The sequence below is a fragment of the Cupriavidus sp. WKF15 genome, from assembly GCF_029278605.1.
Classification (GTDB): domain Bacteria; phylum Pseudomonadota; class Gammaproteobacteria; order Burkholderiales; family Burkholderiaceae; genus Cupriavidus.
Map to the genome: position 1 here is coordinate 2,642,489 of NZ_CP119573.1, position 15,964 is coordinate 2,658,452.

The window sequence follows — 15,964 nt, forward strand, 5'->3', positions numbered from 1 at the left end:
GGTCGCGGCTTGCCCCTTGCCTTCATGGTTTGCCCTAGTCGAAACCGGCTCCGGGTGCGGGCCGGACTAGTCTCGCGGGACAGGGCAAATCGTCACGCGCCCGCGGCGCGAAGACATACTCCAAACAGACTAAGGACAGACCCAGGCTTACCTGGCCAAGGGCAAACCCTAGCCATCGCATGGCGCCCCTGCGCCCTACCCAAACAGACGATGCCACGCCGGCGTGCCGCCGCTAAAAGACAGCCATGGGCGTCGATCCGCGCCGCCCTCTTTCCACGGAGAACGACCACCATGGCGGCAAACCCGCGGCTGCAGGCCGCAGTAATCACCGGAGCGGGCGGCGGCATCGGCCGCGCGCTGGCACAGGCCCTGGCCGCGCAGGGATATGCGCTGGCGCTGGCGGATATCGACGCCGAAGCGCTCGAAGCGACGCGCGCGGCGCTTGCTGCCCAGGGGGCGACCGTGATCGCCATTCCTACCGATGTGTCCGACGCGCGGCAGATCGAGCACTTGTGCGCCGAGAGCTTCCTGCGCCTGGGCCATATCGACCTGCTCATCAACAACGCCGGCGTGCTCGCCACCGGCCGTTGCTGGGAACTGGCGCCGGAGGTGTTCGAGCGCGTGCTGCGCGTCAACCTGTGGAGCGTGCTGCACGCGCTGCGCTGCTTCGTGCCGCGCATGGCGGCGCAAGGCTCGGGTCATATCGTCAATATCGCGTCAATGGCCGGCCTGGCCGTCGGACCATGGCTGGCGCCCTACACGCTGTCCAAGCAGGGCGTGGTCGCACTGAGCGAAGGGCTGGCGCTGGAACTGCAGGCGGCCGGTATGCCGGTCAAGGTGTCCGTGGTCTGCCCCGGCCCGGTGGCCACCAGCATCGCGGCGGACCTGAACGGCGCCGGGCCGGAGGAAGTGAACCAGATGAACGGTGCGCTGCGCGGCGGCATCGCCGCCGGCCTGCCCCCTGACGAGGCCGCGCGCGTGATCCTGGATGGCGTGGCGGCCGGACAGTTCTGGATCCTGCCGCACGAGCAGGCCGTGCACGCGGCGATGGCGCGCGCGCAAGGCATTGCCGCCGGCACACCGCCGGCATTCTCGCTCTGAAGCAGACTTCCCCAATACATAGCAGGAGACAAGATGCCGCTCGATCCCCAGGCCCGCGCCATGCTGGAGGCCATGGCCGCCATGCCCCGCCCCGACTTCACAACGCTGCGCGCCGCCGACTACCGCGCCGCGCTGGCGGCCATGCCTGGCTTCGCGCCCGGCGACGCCATCGCCGCGCAACAGGACCTCACCATCGAGGGTGCCGACGGGCCGCTGCCGGCCCGCCTTTACCGGCCCGACCATCGGTCCGATGACAGCGCGGGGCTGCCGCTGGTGGTCTATTTCCACGGCGGGGGCTTTGTCCTGTGCGGACTCGATTCGCACGACAACATCTGCCGCACCCTGGCGCGCCGCAGCGGTGCGCTGGTGCTGTCGGTGGACTACCGCCTGGCCCCCGAGGCACGCTTCCCGGCCGCCGCCGAAGACGCTGTCGCGGCCGTGCGCTGGTCCGCCGCGCATGCGGCGCAACTGGGCGCCGACCCGGCCCGGATCGCCGTGGCCGGCGACAGCGCCGGCGGCAACCTTGCCGCCGTGGCATGCCAACAACTGCGTGGCAGCGGCATCGCGCTGCGGCACCAGCTCTTGCTCTACCCCTACCTGGACTGCACCGACGCCGCCACCGGCAGCGCCAGCTATCGCGCATGCAGCGAGGGCTACTTCCTCAGCGCGGCGGAACTGGACTGGTACCGCGCCCAATACCTGGCCCATCGCGCGGACGCCGCCGACGTTCGCGCCAGCCCGCTGCACCAGCGCGACCTGCACGGCTTGCCGCCTGCCACCATCATCACCGCCGAATTCGACCCGCTGCGCGACCAGGGCGAAGCCTATGGCGAGGCCTTGCAGCGCGCCGGCGGCAGCGCCACCGTGCGGCGCTGGCCCGGCCAGTTCCATGGCTTCATGAGCATGCAGGGCGCAATCGACGCCGCGAGCGATGCGCTGGATGCGACGGCGGCGGCACTGCGCCAGGCCTGGAGTGACAACAGCAGTGCTAGCCGCCAGGAGGCAGCATGAGCGCGGCCAACGTACTGCCGCCGATGGCCGACGCTATGTCAGACGTACTGGCGGCACTGGCCGCGGGCCAGCGCGTGGTGGTGATCGAAGACGAAGCCGACGAAGCCACCGGCTGCGTACTGGTTGCGGCCGAGCGCGCCACCGAGGCCGACGTCAACTTCATGGCCGCCGAGGCGCGCGGCCTGGTGTGCATGGCGATCACCGAAGCGCGCCGCCAGCGGCTGCAGCTGCCGCCGATGGCGGCCAACCAGCGCCAGCGCGAACGCTACACGGTGTCGATCGAAGCGGCCACGGGCGTCAGCACCGGCATTTCCGCCGCGGACCGGGCCCTGACGCTGCGCGTGGCGGCAGCCGCGCATGCGCAGCCGCACGACCTGGTGCAGCCGGGCCATGTTTTCCCGGTGGTGGCACAGCCGGACGGCGTGCTGCGCCGCGCCGGCTTCGCCGAGGCCTGCTCCGACCTGCCCAGGCTGGCAGGACGCGTTGCGGCCGGTTCGTATGCCATGCTGCTCGACGATGACGGCGACCTGCTGCGCGGCCCCGGCCTGCTGGCCTTTGCCCGGCGCCACGGCCTGCCGGCGGTTTCGATCAGCGGGCTGATCCACCACCGCCTGCTGACCGAAGGCTCACTGCGCCGCACGCACACGCGCGAACTCGACACGCCTTACGGGCGCTTCACGGTGCATGCGTACCATGACGCGCCGGTCGACGCGCTCCATCTCGCGCTGGTGCTGGGTGCGCCCGATCCGCGCCAGCCCGTGCTCACACGCGTGCAGACCGTGGAAATGCAGCGCGACGTGCTGGCCTTCGGCACGCCGGCTCTGCCCGCCTGGAACCTGGAACGGTCGCTCGCGCGCATCGGCGCCGAGGGCTGCGGCGTACTGGTGCTGCTCGATGAACGCGAGTCGCCGCAGCAGCGGGTGGAGCGGCTGGCGGCGCCGCCGTCGGCCGCACCCGCGCCGGCGTTCGCGCAAAGGGCACTGGGCGTCGGGGCGCAGATCCTGCGCGACGTGGGCGCGCACAAGCTGCGACTGCTCAGCCATCCGGTGCCGTACCGTGCCGTCACCGGATTCGAGCTGGAGGTTACCGAGTTTGTCCCGCCGGCCTGATCAGGCCAGGCCCGCCAAAACAATCGGCAAAGCTGCGGGTGAAACGGTCCACATCGCTGTCGGCAAGGTGGTTGATGCCACCGGCCAGGCGCCGGCCGCCGCCGGTCTCGAAGCCGCGGCAAAAGTCCACCGCGCTGGTAGCGCTGTGCGCCGGCACCCGCACGCTGACGGCAAAGCCGCCGCCGGACTTCGGCGACAGCAGGCCAATCACATCGCCGGGGCGCCCGCGCACCAGCTCATTGGCCAGCACACCGATCGCGCGCCGCGCCCATGGCGCGTCGGGCAGCACCAGCAGCGCGGCACCGGGCACCTCATGCGCGGGCGACAGCCGCCGCGCGTGCGCCATGTCTTCCTCGTAGCCGTCGCACAGGGCCGCATAGGCGCCGCATTGCGCCGTGAATGCCAGGGGGTCCTCGAAGGGCAGCATGTGGAGCGCCAGTTCGGCGGGATCGAAATGCAGATCCGCCAGGCACTCGCCATAGGCGTTGTAGTTCAGGCAAGTGCCCAGGCGCTCCAGCATGGCGATCTGGCCAGCATCGAGCCCTGACTGCGCCGCCAGCGCCCGGGCCACGGCAGCCAGGTTGTCGCCGAACGCGGCGGTGATTGCCCAGCGCCGGTGGCGCCCGCCGAGGTGGCGGTCGACCAGGATGCTGGTGCAGACCTCGGGTCCCTCGTCGATATGGGTGCGCAGGCAGCCATGGGCCGGCACTTCGCCGGCATGGTGGTGGTCGAAGTACTCCACGCTGGCACCGGCCGCGAGCAAGCGCAGCAGGCCGTCGCGGTTCTGGTCGAGCGAGATGTCGAGCGCGGTCACCGAATCGCCCGGCACGGCGTCGATGCGGTCGAGCAGCCGGATATCGCGCTTGACGCCGGTGACCAGGGTCACGTCGCCAGGGTTAGCCAGGCGCAGCTGCTGCTGCGCGCACAGGCCATCGGCGTCGCCGTTGAAGGCAATGTAGCGGGTCATGGCAATGGCTCAGGGGTCGTGGGGTCAGGGCATAAAATCGCCGCCGTTGGCATCCAGGGAGGCGCCGGTGATCGCCCGGGCATAGTCCGACACCAGGAACAGCGCCGCGCGCGCGCAGTCATCGTCCGTCGGCATGTGGCCCAGTGCGATCTGCGAAGCCACGGGTGCGATGATAGCGTCCTCGCTGACGCCTTGCTCGGCTGCGGCATGGCGCACGTAGCCCTGCACTGGCGCGCCCCACATCCAGCCCATGAACACGCTGTTGGCGCGGATGCCGTGCGGACCGAGTTCGCGCGCCAGGTACTTGACCGCCACCGCCAGCGCGCCCTTGGACGCCGCGTAGCCCGATTCGCCGGGCATCGGCTTGCGCGTGGCCTGGGTGTTGATCATCACGATGGCGCCGCCGCCCTGCGGTTTCATCAGCGCCGCCACCTCCTGCGTCAGCGTCATGGTGCCGAACACGTTGGTGTCGAACACCTGGCGCCAGACATCCAGGTCTGCGGCCTCCACCGGCTCGGGGAAATTGCCGTGCTGGAAGGCGCTGTTGACCAGCGCGTCGATCCGGCCGAAGCGGCGCATGGTCTCGGTGGCCAGGTGGCGGGACTGGGTGCGGTCGGTGATATCGGTCACGACCTTGAGCACTTCGCAGTCGGCACCCAGGGCGTCGATACGGGTCTGGGCTTCGTCCAGTTTCGCCGCGGTGCGCGCGGCGATGGCCACGGCGCGGGCGCCTTCGCGTGCGGCTTCCACGGCGAGCTTGATGCCCAGTCCCGGGCCGATGCCGGACACGATGACGATTTTGTCTTTTAGTAGCATGGTGTTGTCTCCTTCAGAGTTTTTTTGGATCTTTTGGGTTCTTCGCGGGATTGTGGTGATGACGGGGTTGTCGTTCTTGGCTAGCGCTGCTGTTTCGCAGGCTTGGCCGGCGGGGTTTCGTGGTGGTGACTGGCAACCCCCAATCCACCAAAACCCCAATCCCCTCAATTGCGATTCAAAATATGCCTTCCCCGGTAGCCAGCGAAGTCGCGCTCAAGCTGCACCTGGCTCAGGCCGAACTGTTCCGGCGTATAGGCATGCGCCGCCCGCTGGTTGCGCGGATTGCCTTCCATCCATGCCCACATTCCCGCGCGCGCGGCTTCGGTCAGCGGCATGCCTGCAAAGCGGTAGACCGCGCGGGCCACGCCGAAAGGATCGCACACCGTGTCCTCGAAACGCACGTCAAGAAAACGGTCGGCCGGCAGCCCGTCGCGCACGGCCATGGCGTGCTCGGTGCCGCGCCGCAACTGCTCGCTCCACTGCTGCCCAACGGTGACGGCATCGGGAGCATCGGCGTACATCTTCCACAGCGTATGCGCCATGCTGGCCATCGACGGTATCGTCTGCGTAGGATCGCGGTGGGTCAGGACGACCTGCGCGCCCGGGAACACCTTGAACAGGATCTCAAGCGTATGCAGGTGCTGCGGCGTCTTCAGTACCCACCGCTGCGCCGGTGCCTCGCCACGCTGCCGCTTCTGCCATTGCAGGAACTGCAGCATGGTCTTCAGGTAGGCATAGACTTCGGTGCGGTCCTGGCGCTGCAGCCACGCAGTGTAGGCCGGCACGTTGGCGTAGGAATCCATCGCGCACAGGAAGGAATGCTCCATCAGCATGAATTCCTCGTCGGCCGCCATGGCGTCCAGCGGGTGGATGGCGAGGATGTCCGGGATGAAGCGGATCATCTGCGCGACTTCCTCGCGCGCCAGCGCAATGCGCTGGCCGGGGTCGCCCACGTCCTCGCCGGGCAGCGGCGCCGGGTAGCGGGTTTCCCACCACGCCGCGGAACAGAAGCGCGCGTCCGTGGCCAGCATGCGCTGCAGCAGCGTGGTGCCGGTGCGCGGCAGGCCGACGATGACCAGCGGGTCTTCCACGCGTTCCTGCAGGATCTCCGGATGGCGCTTGCAGTAGTCCTGAATCACCAGCCGGTTCACCAGTTGCGCCTGCAGCTTGCCTTCCAGCAGTTGCACGCCCTGCGGCGACAGCCTGGCCTCGCGCGCCAGCGAGCCGGACAGCACCTCCAGTGCCTCGCGGTAGTTGCCCGGGCCGAAGTCGGTCAGTCCACCGGCCTGCTGGCTGGCCTGCGCGAGCAGGCGCTCCACATTGATTGCATTCATGCCTTGTTCTCCCTGAGGTTCTCCCTGAGCGATACAAGCTTGACCACACGCGTGCGCGGATGCACCGGCTGCGCCGCCCCGACCCAGCGCCAGCACATGGTGCCGTTGCCATGGCCGGCAGTCTCCAGCCAGTTGGGCAGGCCCGGGTCGCGCGCGCCGAGGATGACGGTGACGCCGCCGTTGGCATCGAGGCGGGCGCTGTGCTTGTTGATGCAGATATCGTGGTAGCGGTAGTCGAGCGATTCCATCCAGTAGTTATTGACCTGGAAATTCCAGAACTCGCACGCCGGCACCTGCTCGACCTCGATCACCAGCGCCTCGTCGTCCGCCAGCTGCCAGCTGGAGTGGTAATAGAAGATGTTGGGATCGCCGCCGGCCGCCTGGCACACCGCCTGGTCCGCCGGCAGCAGGGCATTGACATGGCCGCCGTAGCCCTGCGCCCAGTCGGCGAACACGCGCGCGGTGCCCTCGACAAAGCCCGCGGCGCGCAGCAGGCCGGCGTGCAGGCGCTCCGCGCTGATTGCGGGCGGCTTGCCGCTGCCGTCGAGACGCTCGATATGCAGCTCGGCCGGCGTCTCCGCCTTGCGGTCCAGGAAGGTCTGCCGCACCACCAGCGCATTGGTGGCCGGCTCCATCCGCACCCAGTTGCCGTCGTGCGGGCGCGCGCTGAGGATGAGCTCGAAGCTGCCGTCCGCGTCCACCGCCAGCTTGTTGCTGTCGATAAAGCCGGTCTGGATCATGCGCCCGTCGGTTTCGTAGCCGCCTTTCTGCGTGCCGAAGCTCAGGTAGGCCACCGTGCCGCGGCGGCCGCGCACGCGGTACTCCGCATTGCCGTCCAGCCGCGCGTAGCGATAGAGATTGTCCGGATTGTCCGCGCCGATCTTGGCGGTTTCGTGCGACGGCGAGAAAAAGCCGGGAAACGCCGGATCGGCGAATTCCACATGCATCTCCAGCGCAATGCGCAGCAAGCGGCTCAGGTAGCGGAAGCCCTCGGCGCGCGTGAGCGCGTCGGATGGCGCCTCCGGGCGCAGGATCTGCTGTCCGCTGCGCCTGAGCACTTCGCAAAACTCGGCCCAGGTCTGGCCGCTCAGCAACTGGTCTTCGGCGGAGGTCGCCATCTGCCTGCTCCCGTGGTTCGTCGGCGAAGCAACGATACCCAGTGCAGGGCAGGCTCAGCCTCGTCCGGGCGGACTAGGAAATGCGCGCCCCGTCCCGCCATTTCTTAGTCCGCCCGGACGAAGTGGCGCAGGGCCCCGGCTCGCTACCTTTTGCCCATGCCAGGCCACCGCAAGATCCCTGCACGGGGCCGGCGCAACCAAGAGGAGATCCCGATGTTGACCCACCTGGAGCAACTGGAGGCGGAGAGCATCCACATCATGCGGGAGGTGGTGGCGGAATGCGAAAACCCCGTCATGCTCTATTCCATCGGCAAGGACAGCGCCGTGATGCTGCACCTTGCGATGAAGGCCTTCCATCCCGCGCAGCCGCCGTTTCCGCTGCTGCACGTCGATACCACGTGGAAGTTCCGCGAGATGATCGCGTTCCGCGACCAGACGGTCGAGCGCCTGGGCCTGGACCTGCGCGTGCATATCAACCCCGAAGGGCTGGAGCGCAACATCAGCCCCCACGAGCACGGCTCGGCCGTCCATACCGACGTGTGGAAGACGCAGGGCCTGAAGCAGGCGCTGGACCACTATGGCTTCGATGCCGCCTTCGGCGGCGCACGCCGCGACGAGGAGAAGTCGCGCGCCAAGGAGCGGGTGTTCTCGGTACGCACCGCGCAGCACCGCTGGGACCCTAAGATGCAGCGCCCCGAACTCTGGCACCAGTACAACACCCGCAAGCGCAAGGGCGAAAGCCTGCGCGTGTTCCCGCTGTCGAACTGGACCGAGCTGGACATCTGGCAATACATCTATCTCAACGACATCCCGATCGTGCCGCTCTACTACGCCAAGGAGCGGCCCGTGGTCGAGCGCGACGGCACGCTGATCATGGTCGACGACGAGCGCCTGCCGCTGCTTGCGGGAGAAACGCCGCAGATGCGCAAGGTCCGTTTCCGCACGCTGGGCTGCTACCCGCTCACGGGCGCGATCGAAAGCGAGGCCGACACGCTCGGCGGCATCATCCAGGAAATGCTGCTGGCGACCACGTCGGAGCGCCAGGGACGGCTGATCGACAGTGACTCGGCCGGTTCGATGGAAAAGAAGAAGCAGGAGGGATATTTCTGATGGAAACCCTGATCGACAATGCGCCCGCGATGGCGCAACCGGACGGCGCACAGGGCGATATTGCCCACTACCTGCGCGCCCAGCAAAGCAAGAGCCTGCTGCGCTTCATCACCTGCGGCAGCGTCGACGACGGCAAGAGCACGCTGATCGGCCGGCTGCTGTATGAATCGAAGATGCTGTTCGAGGACCAGCTGGCCCAGCTCGAAGCCGACTCGAAGAAGATGGGCACGCAGGGCGAGAATCTGGACTTCGCGCTGCTGGTGGATGGCCTGGCCGCCGAGCGCGAACAGGGCATTACCATCGACGTGGCCTACCGCTTCTTTGCCACCGACAAGCGCAAGTTCATCGTCGCCGATACGCCCGGGCATGAGCAATACACGCGCAATATGGTCACTGGCGCCTCAACCGCCGACCTGGCCATCCTGCTGGTGGACGCGCGCCGCGGCGTGCAGACGCAGACGCGCCGCCACAGCTATCTGGTGTCGACGCTGGGCATCCGGCGCGTGGTGCTGGCGGTGAACAAGCTCGACATGGTGGACTACTCGCGCGACGTCCACACGCGTATCGAAAAGGAGTATCGCGAGTTCGCGCAGCAGATCGGCCTGACCGATATCGTCTGCATCCCGATGTCGGCGCTGCGCGGCGACAACATCACCGCGCCCAGCGCGAATACGCCGTGGTACCAGGGCCCGACGCTGATGGACCATCTGGAAAGCGTGCCGATCGACCATGTGCCCGCGCAGGACGAGTCGTTCCGGCTGCCGGTGCAATGGGTCAACCGCCCCAACCTGGACTTCCGCGGCTTTGCCGGCACGGTCAGCGCGGGCGAGATCCGCCGTGGCGATCGCGTGCGCGCGCTGCCTTCCGGCCGCGAAAGCCGCGTCACCGCGATCGTCCGCGCCGACGGGGAATGCGAGTACGCCATGCGCGGCCAGGCCGTGACGCTGACGCTGGCCGACGAGATCGACGTCAGCCGCGGCGACGTGCTGGCGTGCGCGGAAGACCCGCCCGCGGTGGCCGACCAGTTCGAGGCCACGCTGGTGTGGATGAACGAGGACGCCATGCTGCCCGGGCGCCCCTACCTGCTCAAGCTCGGCACGCGCACCGTGGGCGTGACCGTGGCGCAGCCCAAGTACAAGGTCAACGTCAACACGCTCGAACACCTGGCCGCGCGCACGCTGGAGCTGAACGAGATCGGCGTGTGCAACCTGCACGTGGACCAGCCGGTGGCGTTCGATCCCTACGCGCGCAGCCGCGAGCTGGGGGGCTTCATCCTCATCGACCGCCTCACCAACAACACGGTCGGTGCCGGCATGCTCCACTTTGCGCTGCGCCGGGCGCAGAACGTGCACTGGCAGGCGATCGACGTGGACCGCCGCGCCCACGCCGCGCTCAAGCACCAGTCGCCGCGCATCGTCTGGTTCACCGGGCTGTCCGGCGCGGGCAAGTCAACCATCGCCAACCTGGTGGAGAAGCGCCTGCACGCACTCGGCCACCACACCTATCTGCTCGACGGCGACAATGTGCGCCACGGCCTGAACAAGGACCTGGGCTTCTCCGAGGCGGACCGCGTCGAGAACATCCGGCGCGTGGCGGAAGTGGCAAGGCTGATGCTCGATGCGGGACTGATCGTGCTGGTGTCGTTTATCTCGCCATTCCGTTCCGAACGCGAGATGGCACGCACGCTAGCCGGCGACGGCGAGTTCGTCGAAGTCTTCATCGATACGCCGCTGGCGGTGGCCGAGCAACGCGATCCCAAGGGCCTGTATCGCAAGGCGCGCCGCGGCGAGCTGAAGAACTTCACCGGCATCGATTCGCCTTACGAGCCGCCTGAGCGGCCGGAACTGCGCATCGATACTACGGCCGATACCGCGGAGCAGGCGGCGCAGCGGATCGTGGCATGGCTGCGGGACAGCCCTTAAGCGATTCAAAGAACGGAAACAGCGGTGCCAAGCCGCACCGCTGCTCCGCATTGGGCCCGTCAGCCAGCTGACACTTCGATTCGCCGAGGCTTGGCCTCTTCGCGGCGCGGGACGGTCACCTTCAGCACACCGTCCTGCAGGTTTGCCTCGATGCCAGCAGCATCCAGGTCAGCACTGAGCGTAAAGGTACGTGCATAGCGCGGCTGGCGCACCTCGGCATGTTGCACGCGCAGACCTGCCGGGGTAGGCACTACAGCTTCGCCCTCGATGCGCAGCTGACTGTCATGTACGTGCACTTCCAGCTTTTCCCGCGGCACACCTGGCAAGTCTGCCCACAGCACGACGCCGCTGGCGGTTTCGTAGAGATGTCGACCGCCGGGACCAGCGTCGTTGCCTGTGCGGTGTCGCGGCGCTGCGCAACCGCGCCCTGTCCCTGTTGCGTGTTCTGCGTGACTTGGGTGGAATCATTCATGGCTCGCTCCTTGACATCGATCATTTAGCTGACAGTAATGGCCCGCGGACGCGAGGTCTCGCGCTTGCCGACGCTGATCGACAGGCAGCCGTTGGCGTAGCGCGCCTGCACCTTGTCGGGATCGGCCGACTGCGGCAACTCGATCACACGGCGGAAACTGCCTGAGAAGCGCTCCTGCGCGTAGGCGCGCGCTTCGGCATCGCCCTCCGGCCGCGCCGCGGTGCGCTCGCCGCTGATCGTGAGCAGCCCCTTGTCGATCGACACGTCAATCTGGTCGGCGCGCATGCCTGGGGCGAATACGACCACCTCGATGGTGTCGTCGGTCGTGCCGATATTGACCGGGGGAAATGCCCCGAAACGCCCGGATCGCAAGCTCGATGGGAACCCGCCGAACAGGCTCGCCATCTGCCGTTGCATCCGGTCGAACTCACTGAACAAGTCAGTGCCGAAATAATATTCACTCATGGTTAGGTCCTCCTTCCAGTTAGCACGGATGGCGCCGGCCATTGCCACATGGTTGCCTGCCACCCGCTGGCACACCCGGTGGTTCATGCCGCTCGCACGGCTGCGGCGGCTTCGCAATGCTTATCTAGTGCCCTGTGGCGAGATTTCAAGACGTCAAGAACGCAGGCGACTGAAGTACACGTTCAAGTACTTTCCGGGAGCTGCGGAGTCTTGCGTTGCTGCCTGTGCGGCAAAGCCGGCTGTGAATGTGTATTAACAACTGCCGCGAAGGCGCCAATCCGCCCAGGGCTTCTCGCCCGACGACGATCGTGCCGTCAGCCTTGCCTTGTGGCTTTATATGGCCATTTAACTCTACGACCAAAGCGCGATGCCGCCGTTGGGCAGCGACTGTCTCTCGAAGAGCGGTCAGAAGCTGGCGCGCAAAGGTTGTGTCATGGCCATCCGCACCCAGCTCTCTCACGAGCGCAATTTGACGGCGAACGCGCGCGCGGCCGTCCGCTATGTATCGATCGCAAGTTGCAAGATCCATCCGGCTCTCCGGATAACATCCTCCTTTGAGGATACATCCGCCTGACCAGACACGGGCCGTCACAATGGTTCCTTTCAGGACGGCCGTGACAAAGAGAGTCAGCAGGCTACGTCGTCTTCGCAAGCATCATAGTTTCCAGCAACTATTCCCGATAGCATCCATCGTGGCTGCGGGAGAAACCCTAGGCCGAACGGACGATGAGGCGGTGGCCTCGGTCGGTACGATGGGAACGGCGGGATGCCCGCTTTTCCTGTTGCCCTGCATCGAGCCACCGTCATCATGCTTCCAGACTCCCTGCCGGCCACCGAACTCAGCGCCCTGCTCGCCCAGCTCTACCAGGGCCCGACCGAGGACATGCCCTGGGCGGGCTTCCTGGAAAGCATGCGCCAGCGCCTGGGCGCCGTCTTCGTCACGCTGGTGCTGCGCCACCCCGCCAGCAACCGACCCGGCCTGATCGTCAACGCCTCCGGCTTCGGCCCGCACCTGCCGGGCGAGCCCGCTTACAGCGAGCGGTATTACGCGCTGTGCCCCTTCCTGGACCTGCATCCGGACCGTCTCTTCAGCGCCGACGAACTGTTCGGCGAAGCCGGCTGGCTGGCGCACCCCTTCTATACCAAGTACCTGGAACCGCTCGGCCTGCGCTACATCCTGGCAGCCAACCTGGTGACGCCGGATGGCGTGGAATGTGCGTGGTTCGTGAGCCGCGGCCATGCCGGACAGGACTTCGGCGAAGCCGAGAAGGCACTGCTGCTCGGCCTGCTGCCACACCTGAAGCGAGCGGTCGACCTGCATGCCGCGCTCGACACGCTGCAATCCGAGCGCGCCCTGTACGCGGAAGCCGTGGACCGAATGCTGGTCGGCACCATCATCCTCGACGAGCATGGCAAGGCGATCCGCAGCAACGACGTCGCCGGCCGCCTCCTGCGGGAGCGCGACGGCCTCTATCTGTCAGACGACGCGCTGCACGCGCACTGCCCGGTGGAAAGCCGCAGGTTCCGCAAGATCCTCGAAGACGCCGCCCAGGCCCATGCGCTGGCCGCGCCGCGCAGTGAAGTCACCACGCTGAGCCGTCCCGCGGCACCCACGCCGCTCAGCGTACTGGTGCGCCCGATCCCGCTCAGGTACCGCACCGAATACAGGGCGCGCCGCCCCGCGGTGGTAGTGTTCATCCGCGATCCGGCAGGCACGCCGCGCAACCCGCACGCCAGCCTGCGCAAGCTCTTCCACCTGACGCCGACAGAAATCGAACTGGCCTTGCTGATGGTCGATGGGCTGACCCTGGATGAAGCGGCCGTTCGGCTTGGGGTCAAGAAGAACACGGTGCGGGCCCACCTGCGCGGGATCTTCGCCAAGACCGGGGCGACGCGGCAGGCGGTGCTGGTGAAGATGCTGCTTTCGAGCGTGGTCCTTTGAGGCGGGCTAACGTAGGCAATTGAGGCTCAGCGTTGGTTCTTTCCTGGGCTGGAGGTACCAGTTGGGGATTGCGGGGAATGGGTATTGATGGGGTTGTCGTTCTTGGCAGGCGCTGCTGTTTCGCCGGCGTAGCCGGCGAGTCACTTTTTGTCCGAGCGACAAAAAGTAACCAAAAAGCGCGTTTACTTGCTTGCCCTAGCGGGCGAATATTGATCGTAGTGTGCTGCGGGTGTTGTACGGGTATGGGCTTCAGAGTGTGCCCGGCTGCCTGCCGCGTGGTGCACGTCCGTGGGCAGGATTAGAGCGCTGATTGAACGAGCCCCGAAACTGTCCGTGGCCCCTGCTGCTACCGCCATCGTGTAATCGCCTTCGGCTGCGCTACGCGCAGAGCCCTAGTCTGAGCACCCAGGCCGCAGGCAAACCGCGCCGCAGCGAAGCAGAGAAACCGAACCATTGGCACTGGCGACGATTATGCCCGTCGCAAACCGACTAGGACGCGCGCGCAGCGCAGCCGTAGGCGTCCCACCACTGACGCTTTTGGAACGCTGTACCCGAGCCCTACATGGGGACCGTACAAGAGCCGGTTATCGGAGCAGGGTCGAATGGGCATCCACGCATCGCGAGACCAAAGCCGCTTGAAAACAAGAAGCGCATCGTTGATGGCCAGCCGCCAGGCGACGCGCTTCTGCCACTGTCCGTCGCCACGGCAAGGACGCCAAGCCCGCACTCCTGCCGGACCTGGCGCGATCGATCGATAAAGCCATTTTCGCAATCGATTAACACAGATATAAGCGACGTTCAGGAGGGGAACGCCTTTGACGAATCGACAGGCAATACCTAAGCTCGTTTGAGCCTGCCGCCGAAGCCGGAGGCAGGTGCGGAAGTCGCGCAACGCGCGGCCGCCGAACGGCAAGTGCCTGCGTCGGAGGGCAACATGGCGGACACCCACGTACTGCTTGCTGGCAGCCGCAGGCCGCTGCCGCACAACGCCATCCGGGTCCGCGACGTGGATCCGCACGCGATCGTCGACGTCACCGTCACGCTCAAGGGACCTCAGCTTCCCGCGCCGGGGCAGATGCCCGACAAGGCATTGTCGCGGCAAGAGATCGCACAGCGCTTCGGCGTGTCGGCGGAACAGGTCCGCAAAGTCGAGGACGTGCTGCGCGCCTATGGGCTCCAGGTCGTGGAGGTAAAGCAAGGTGGCCGCAGCATACGGGTACGCGGGCCGGCGGCGGCGATGATCGCCGCTTTCCGCCCCGAACTCGGCATCTACCAGGTCCCCGGACAGGGCCAGATCCGCGCGCGCCAGGGCATGCTGATGGTTCCGGCCGAGATCGCCGACGTCGTGGAAGGCGTGTTCGGGCTGGACCAGCGCCGGGTGGCGAAGCGTCATGCGCAGGCGGCAGCGCTGGTGCGCGCCGCCGCCCCGCTGACGCCGGCCGACCTCGTGAAGCAATACCGCTTTCCCGCCGGCGATGGGGCCGGCAAGGCGGTCGCCATCGCCGAGTTCGGCCAGAACCTCGGCAACGGGCAGGTGCTGCCGCCCGCCTACCTGCCCTCGGACGTCGCCGCGTTCTGCAAGCGCCAGGGCCTGCCGCAGCCCGTGGTGAGGATCGAAAGCGTGGGCCTGTCGCCGCTCAGCGAACAGCAGTTCAAGGCCGAGATCCAGGAACTCCCCAAGGACCTGCAGGATCTGCTCTTCATGCAGACAGCGGAGACGATGATGGATATCGAGATCGTCGCCGGGCTCTGTCCGAAGGCGGATATCGGCGTGTATTTCGCGACGTGGGGCGAGAGCGGCTGGATCAACCTGCTCGACGAAGTGACGTCGGGAAGCGGGCCGTTGCCGGTGGCGCTGTCCATCAGCTACGGGCTCGCCGAAGAGGCGCCGGACTGGAGCCATGGCGCGATGGCATCCATCAACCAGCGGCTCCAGATCGCGGCGATGCAGGGCATGACCGTGTGCGTATCGTCGGGCGACGACGGCAGCGGCTGCAACCAGCCGGGCAAGCGCTGCCATGTCGCGTTCCCGACCTCGAGTCCCTACGTACTGAGCGTCGGCGGCACCATGCTGGTGGCGCATGCGGACGGGAAGACCCAGGAAGTAGCGTGGTGGGAAGCGCCGGGCGAGCGCACGCAACAGGGCGGCGGCTCCACCGGCGGTGGCGTGAGCGTCCTGAACGCCAGGCCGCCGTGGCAAACCGTCTCGGTTGGGTCGCTGAATCCCGGCGCGCCGGACGGACGCGTGGTGCCCGATGTGGCAGCGCTGGCCGGGCCGCCGCTCTATGACCTGCTGCTCGACGGCCAGCCGTTGCCCGATGGCGGCACCAGCGCCGCCGCGCCGTTGTGGGCCGCGCTGGTGGCGCGCATCGACGCGGCGTTGCCGGCCGGCAAGCGCCAGCGTTTCCTTGCGCCGCTGCTCTACAAGGGCAACGTGGGACGCGCGGGCTTCAGCGACATCGTCTCGGGCCAGAACACCTCTCGTCCCAGCCCCGGCAAGGGCTATACGGCCACGTCGGGCTTCGACGCCGTCACCGGCTGGGGCGTGCCCAACGGCCAGGGCCTGCTCGAAGCCCTGGCCGCCGTCTGAGGCCGGT

12 protein-coding genes and 1 pseudogene are annotated in these 15,964 nt (G+C 67.3%); 7 read left to right on the forward strand and 6 right to left on the reverse strand.

Annotation, left to right across the window (positions count from 1 at the left end; translation table 11 throughout):
- Nucleotides 1-291 precede the first annotated feature (291 nt).
- Genes CupriaWKF_RS29475 through CupriaWKF_RS29485 form a run of 3 tightly spaced genes read left to right on the forward strand, consistent with a single transcriptional unit; the run spans nucleotide 292 to nucleotide 3,221 of the window.
- Nucleotides 292-1,101: an SDR family NAD(P)-dependent oxidoreductase gene (locus tag CupriaWKF_RS29475; protein WP_276101949.1), complete on the forward strand. Its 810-nt coding sequence runs from the start codon at nucleotides 292-294 to the stop codon at nucleotides 1,099-1,101.
- Nucleotides 1,102-1,134: 33 nt separating this feature from the next.
- A complete protein-coding gene (locus tag CupriaWKF_RS29480) occupies nucleotides 1,135-2,112 on the forward strand; it encodes an alpha/beta hydrolase (protein ID WP_276101950.1) in 978 nt (325 codons plus the stop codon).
- A complete protein-coding gene (locus tag CupriaWKF_RS29485; protein WP_276101951.1) occupies nucleotides 2,109-3,221 on the forward strand; it encodes a 3,4-dihydroxy-2-butanone-4-phosphate synthase in 1,113 nt (370 codons plus the stop codon). The genes CupriaWKF_RS29480 and CupriaWKF_RS29485 overlap by 4 nt, the downstream gene beginning before the upstream one ends.
- On the opposite strand, the gene CupriaWKF_RS29490 is transcribed toward CupriaWKF_RS29485, so the two are convergent.
- The 4 genes from CupriaWKF_RS29490 to CupriaWKF_RS29505 form a co-directional block, all read right to left on the reverse strand.
- Complete coding sequence (locus tag CupriaWKF_RS29490) at nucleotides 3,196-4,188, reverse strand: acetyltransferase (RefSeq protein WP_276101952.1); 993 nt, start codon at nucleotides 4,186-4,188, stop codon at nucleotides 3,196-3,198. The two genes, CupriaWKF_RS29485 and CupriaWKF_RS29490, sit on opposite strands and share 26 nt — an antisense overlap.
- A gap of 24 nt (nucleotides 4,189-4,212) precedes the next feature.
- Nucleotides 4,213-5,004 carry an SDR family oxidoreductase gene (locus CupriaWKF_RS29495; RefSeq protein WP_276101953.1) on the reverse strand — a complete coding sequence of 264 codons (792 nt, stop codon included), beginning with the start codon at nucleotides 5,002-5,004 and terminating at the stop codon, nucleotides 4,213-4,215.
- Nucleotides 5,005-5,168: 164 nt separating this feature from the next.
- Nucleotides 5,169-6,338 carry a sulfotransferase gene (locus tag CupriaWKF_RS29500; RefSeq protein WP_276101954.1) on the reverse strand — a complete coding sequence of 390 codons (1,170 nt, stop codon included), beginning with the start codon at nucleotides 6,336-6,338 and terminating at the stop codon, nucleotides 5,169-5,171.
- On the reverse strand, nucleotides 6,335-7,456 hold the full coding sequence (locus CupriaWKF_RS29505; RefSeq protein WP_276101955.1) for a DUF1214 domain-containing protein: 1,122 nt from the start codon (nucleotides 7,454-7,456) through the stop codon (nucleotides 6,335-6,337). Before CupriaWKF_RS29505 ends, CupriaWKF_RS29500 begins: the two co-directional genes overlap by 4 nt.
- A 213-nt stretch (nucleotides 7,457-7,669) precedes the next feature.
- Between CupriaWKF_RS29505 and cysD the strand changes: the two genes are divergently transcribed.
- Both cysD and cysN read left to right on the forward strand, forming a co-directional pair.
- A complete protein-coding gene (gene cysD, locus CupriaWKF_RS29510) occupies nucleotides 7,670-8,566 on the forward strand; it encodes a sulfate adenylyltransferase subunit CysD (RefSeq protein ID WP_276101956.1) in 897 nt (298 codons plus the stop codon).
- Nucleotides 8,566-10,488, forward strand: coding sequence for a sulfate adenylyltransferase subunit CysN (gene cysN, locus CupriaWKF_RS29515; RefSeq protein WP_276101957.1), 1,923 nt, complete (start codon nucleotides 8,566-8,568; stop codon nucleotides 10,486-10,488). Before cysD ends, cysN begins: the two co-directional genes overlap by 1 nt.
- Nucleotides 10,489-10,547: 59 nt before the next feature.
- Here the strand turns inward: cysN and CupriaWKF_RS29520 are convergent.
- Both CupriaWKF_RS29520 and CupriaWKF_RS29525 read right to left on the reverse strand, forming a co-directional pair.
- A pseudogene (locus CupriaWKF_RS29520) lies at nucleotides 10,548-10,960 on the reverse strand (Hsp20/alpha crystallin family protein).
- Nucleotides 10,961-10,984: 24 nt separating this feature from the next.
- A complete protein-coding gene (locus CupriaWKF_RS29525; RefSeq protein ID WP_276101958.1) occupies nucleotides 10,985-11,425 on the reverse strand; it encodes an Hsp20/alpha crystallin family protein in 441 nt (146 codons plus the stop codon).
- A gap of 808 nt (nucleotides 11,426-12,233) precedes the next feature.
- On the opposite strand from CupriaWKF_RS29525, the gene CupriaWKF_RS29530 reads away from it, so the two are divergent.
- Both CupriaWKF_RS29530 and CupriaWKF_RS29535 read left to right on the forward strand, forming a co-directional pair.
- Entirely contained in the window at nucleotides 12,234-13,367 is a 1,134-nt protein-coding gene (locus tag CupriaWKF_RS29530; RefSeq protein WP_276101959.1) for a helix-turn-helix transcriptional regulator, read from the forward strand.
- Between the two features lie 934 nt (nucleotides 13,368-14,301).
- On the forward strand, nucleotides 14,302-15,957 hold the full coding sequence (locus tag CupriaWKF_RS29535; protein WP_276101960.1) for a S53 family peptidase: 1,656 nt from the start codon (nucleotides 14,302-14,304) through the stop codon (nucleotides 15,955-15,957).
- The last annotated feature ends 7 nt before the right edge of the window (nucleotides 15,958-15,964 follow it).

Coding starts and splice junctions, on each gene's coding strand:
- CupriaWKF_RS29475 (WP_276101949.1), top strand. CDS start 292: ATGGCGGCAAACCCGCGGCTGCAGGCCGCAGTAATCACCGGAGCGGGC.
- CupriaWKF_RS29480 (WP_276101950.1), top strand. CDS start 1,135: ATGCCGCTCGATCCCCAGGCCCGCGCCATGCTGGAGGCCATGGCCGCC.
- CupriaWKF_RS29485 (WP_276101951.1), top strand. CDS start 2,109: ATGAGCGCGGCCAACGTACTGCCGCCGATGGCCGACGCTATGTCAGAC.
- CupriaWKF_RS29490 (WP_276101952.1), bottom strand. CDS start 4,188: ATGACCCGCTACATTGCCTTCAACGGCGACGCCGATGGCCTGTGCGCG.
- CupriaWKF_RS29495 (WP_276101953.1), bottom strand. CDS start 5,004: ATGCTACTAAAAGACAAAATCGTCATCGTGTCCGGCATCGGCCCGGGA.
- CupriaWKF_RS29500 (WP_276101954.1), bottom strand. CDS start 6,338: ATGAATGCAATCAATGTGGAGCGCCTGCTCGCGCAGGCCAGCCAGCAG.
- CupriaWKF_RS29505 (WP_276101955.1), bottom strand. CDS start 7,456: ATGGCGACCTCCGCCGAAGACCAGTTGCTGAGCGGCCAGACCTGGGCC.
- cysD (WP_276101956.1), top strand. CDS start 7,670: ATGTTGACCCACCTGGAGCAACTGGAGGCGGAGAGCATCCACATCATG.
- cysN (WP_276101957.1), top strand. CDS start 8,566: ATGGAAACCCTGATCGACAATGCGCCCGCGATGGCGCAACCGGACGGC.
- CupriaWKF_RS29525 (WP_276101958.1), bottom strand. CDS start 11,425: ATGAGTGAATATTATTTCGGCACTGACTTGTTCAGTGAGTTCGACCGG.
- CupriaWKF_RS29530 (WP_276101959.1), top strand. CDS start 12,234: ATGCTTCCAGACTCCCTGCCGGCCACCGAACTCAGCGCCCTGCTCGCC.
- CupriaWKF_RS29535 (WP_276101960.1), top strand. CDS start 14,302: ATGGCGGACACCCACGTACTGCTTGCTGGCAGCCGCAGGCCGCTGCCG.